Below are 3,203 nucleotides of genomic sequence, written 5' to 3'. Positions count from 1 at the left end.
GATAATGATAAAAAATGAACAAATTAGAATGTAATCAAAAAGGCCAGCTAAAAAACGTTTAAAAAGGTGAGGCTTGGTAAAACTATTATTGGTCTGAATGGTTGTCATTTAAAAATGTATGGTAACGGTTACGGGTATGCGCAGTAGCGGATCTGGTGCACCGCGCCTAACCAAGTTCAGAGTTTAAATATAGAGGAAAAATGCGATAGGAAGGAGAGGGCCAGCTATTGGGTATACCCGTTGTTGTGTGTAGTTTTGGCCTTTATCCATCTATTGAAACTCCAACTTGTTTATTATTCTCAAAATGGACGTTAAAGAAATAGTATGGTTCATTTCTTTGTTGGAAAGCCATTTCAAATCCATCATTTCTCACGGAAATTCCTTTTAAGTCAAAATGCTTTTCGACTGATTCGAATTCCATATTTGCATTTGAATATTGCTCCTTCAGAGCTTTTTCCGATTCAGATTTTATTTCCGTTTCGTTATTCAGTGCGTTGAGTAAAATACGTTTTTGGTTTTCAGCAATTCCTTCTTTGTCTCCTGCAATTAGTATTTCAATTTGAGAGTTCAAATAAATCTTGTTTATTAACCAGCCTACATCGTTTCCTCTTGTGCTGAAACTCTCAATTACCCCAAAATCCGAGTCAGTAGTTTTTAACTTTTTCCTTCCAAATAAGTTTCCAAATATTCCCATTCAGTTTGATTTCGTTCGGTTGCATAAATTACACACAACGGTCAGGGCTATGCGCCGTAGCGATTTCAGACAGCTGTTTGGAGCTGACCACTGGCTAGCCCAAGCGATCATACAAGGAGTTATCTTCCGAAGATCACCATACCCAGGTCTTACCAAACAACTGGCTATCGCATAACGCTAACCTAGTTATTTATTTTTTTAAATATAGAGTAAATATTCTTGAGTGTAGGAGGGAAGCTATGGCATATAGCCGATGTTGGGGCACGTTTTAATTAATTTTAATCTGAATTTGTTGACCTTCTCCTAGATCTTTTAGTTGTTGATAGAAGTTCGCAAGAAAATCAATTCTTTCTTTAGTTGGAACATTTTTAATACTAACTCCGTTAGCTGATTCCTTTGTGCAGAAAGGTGGGTAAACACTCAACGATTCTCCAGGAGTTAGGTGGCCTCCCTGATTAAGAAACTGCTGGAGCGGTTGAAGTGATAAAAAGTTCATCGGATCTTCTATTGCGTTGGAAATAAATTGTTCGAAAGTCAGCCCAAGGTTTTCGAGGTCTCCAGTTTCTCCACTTAATTGATGTACGGTTAAATTCCTTAACAGGAATTGATCACCCAAGCAGTCCTGTCCAAATGGTATGTCCTGTTCGTCAAGTTCCTCGTATTTTTTGTGAAGAGCTCCCTCTCCAGTCCAATAGTATTTTATTGAGTGCCAGTCAGGAGCATTGACACAACCTCTGATGTGCAGTCCCCCGTTAAATGCGATAATCCCGTTAACCTGTCCGAAAAAGTCTGAGAAGTTATTTGGTAGTTTATCTAAAGTTTCTTGGTCTGTAATACTTAGTCCTGTGTATGTTACTCCTGTAAATTCCATTTTTATAATGTGCCCCAACGTGTTAGGGTATGCGCAGTAGCGGATCTGGGGCACCGCGCCTTACCAGGTTCAGGATTTAAATATAGAGGAAAAATGCGATAGGATTGGGAGAGCTAGCTATTGGGCATACCCGTTGTTCTACGCTGGCTCCTTGTCTTTTATAATCATCCTGATATTATTCAAATCCTGTAATGAAGGTGAAGTAATTCGTTCCAAACTGTACGATCTAATTTTCTTATATCGATAAAGATTCATCACTTCAACAGGTTTATCTCCATAAATCTCAAATATTAATTGTCTATTGTCGAAACGTAGCCTAATAGCAGCATATATTTCATTAAGACAATCCAGAATATGCCATGCATCCTCTAATCCAATACGGACAGGGAAGGATTTTTTATTTGAATCGTTGTGAACAAGATATTTATCTCGAAGTGTTTTAAGCTCTGCAAGTATATTGATGTCCAAGTGCTCCAGCTTCTGATATAAGGATATTAAAAAGTATTTGTCAAAATCCCTATGCCATTCGATTGCCTGGTAATTTGATTGAATGAAATCCAAGATGCTATAAATACTAAAATCCTCTTTTTTATTTAGAAGCATGTGAAGGTTTATGAAAACCAATCGTGTACCATTGATAAAAACTCTTTTAAAGAAAAAAGAATCCTTTACGGTACTCTCGAAATAAATAGAATCCTGATTTGCGATATAGGTTAGATCAGTCCTCAGATATTGTAGTTCAACTAGGCTTTTCTCTATTTCGATGAATTTATAAGTAAGTGATTCGGTGTAATTCATTAGAGCTTGCGTAGAACGGTCAGGGCTATGCGCCGGAGCGACTTGGACAGTTGTTTGGAGCTGACCCCTGGCTAGCCCAAGCGATCATACAATGAGTTATCTTCCCAATATCACCATTCCTTGACCTTTCCAAACAGCTGGCTTTCGCAGAGCGATAACCGTTTTATTTATTTTTTAAATATAGAGTAAATATTCTTGAGTGCAGAAGGGAAGCTATGGCTCATAGCCGATGTTGGGCGTAGTTTTATCAATTATCAACTTCCCATCGTTCATACTGGTAATTCTAAAAGTCTCTTTCACCGGGGGAATAGGAAATTCTTTCTCGGGAAAATCTTCTTTTAAAAGTTCATAATACTCCGCTAGATAATCTTCAGGGTAATAAATGATCACCAAACCTGTATTCTCATCATAAGACCATGTACTCTGCAGTGTCTCAGTCCTTCCATTACAATTCATGGGACTAAATATTAAGGCCTGGATTATACATCGGTTATATGCCTGTAACTCAATCAGGGAAGACTTGATTCTGAGATCCGGATTTGCACTATCACAAGGACTGTAGTGCAATTGATCAGGCTGTTGACCCTTTTCTGCACGCTCCATTACCCAACAGCCATAAAGATCGAACTTTGAAATCGATTTTTCTTGCGCGCTAGCCGATAATGTGATCAAAGAAATGATCAGCAAAAAGTGATATAGCAACCTCATATAAATTGAGTATCAAAGAGTGCTCCAAAATTACGCCCAACGGTCTGGGCTATGCGCCGTAGCGACATTGGACAGTTGTTTGGAGCTGACCCCTGGCTAGCCCAAGCGATCATACAAGGAGTTATCTTCCGA

Annotated in this window: 4 protein-coding genes; all 4 read right to left on the bottom strand. The window is 38.6% G+C overall.

Translation table 11 applies throughout. The annotated features are described in order from the left end of the window. Positions 1 to 262: 262 nt before the first annotated feature. A complete protein-coding gene (locus CLV82_RS14600) occupies positions 263 to 694 on the bottom strand; it encodes a hypothetical protein (RefSeq protein WP_133645102.1) in 432 nt (143 codons plus the stop codon). Between the two features lie 268 nt (positions 695 to 962). Beyond that, on the bottom strand, positions 963 to 1,565 hold the full coding sequence (locus CLV82_RS14595) for a hypothetical protein (RefSeq protein ID WP_133645101.1): 603 nt from the start codon (positions 1,563 to 1,565) through the stop codon (positions 963 to 965). Between the two features lie 138 nt (positions 1,566 to 1,703). Next, on the bottom strand, positions 1,704 to 2,363 hold the full coding sequence (locus tag CLV82_RS14590) for a hypothetical protein (RefSeq protein WP_166636723.1): 660 nt from the start codon (positions 2,361 to 2,363) through the stop codon (positions 1,704 to 1,706). A 213-nt stretch (positions 2,364 to 2,576) separates the two neighbouring features. After that, positions 2,577 to 2,819 carry a hypothetical protein gene (locus tag CLV82_RS14585; RefSeq protein ID WP_133645099.1) on the bottom strand — a complete coding sequence of 81 codons (243 nt, stop codon included), beginning with the start codon at positions 2,817 to 2,819 and terminating at the stop codon, positions 2,577 to 2,579. Positions 2,820 to 3,203 lie beyond the last annotated feature (384 nt).

Origin of the sequence: Zeaxanthinibacter enoshimensis (assembly GCF_004362865.1) — a bacterium.
In the GTDB taxonomy this organism is placed as follows: Bacteria; Bacteroidota; Bacteroidia; order Flavobacteriales; family Flavobacteriaceae; genus Zeaxanthinibacter; species Zeaxanthinibacter enoshimensis.
This window is presented reverse-complemented; position numbering and strand designations above follow the sequence as displayed.

What these genes read in the sequence shown, in the direction of transcription:
- CLV82_RS14600 (WP_133645102.1), bottom strand. Translation starts at nt 694, where the DNA reads ATGGGAATATTTGGAAACTTATTTGGAAGGAAAAAGTTAAAAACTACT.
- CLV82_RS14595 (WP_133645101.1), bottom strand. Translation starts at nt 1,565, where the DNA reads ATGGAATTTACAGGAGTAACATACACAGGACTAAGTATTACAGACCAA.
- CLV82_RS14585 (WP_133645099.1), bottom strand. Translation starts at nt 2,819, where the DNA reads ATGAATTGTAATGGAAGGACTGAGACACTGCAGAGTACATGGTCTTAT.
- CLV82_RS14590 (WP_166636723.1), bottom strand. Translation starts at nt 2,363, where the DNA reads ATGAATTACACCGAATCACTTACTTATAAATTCATCGAAATAGAGAAA.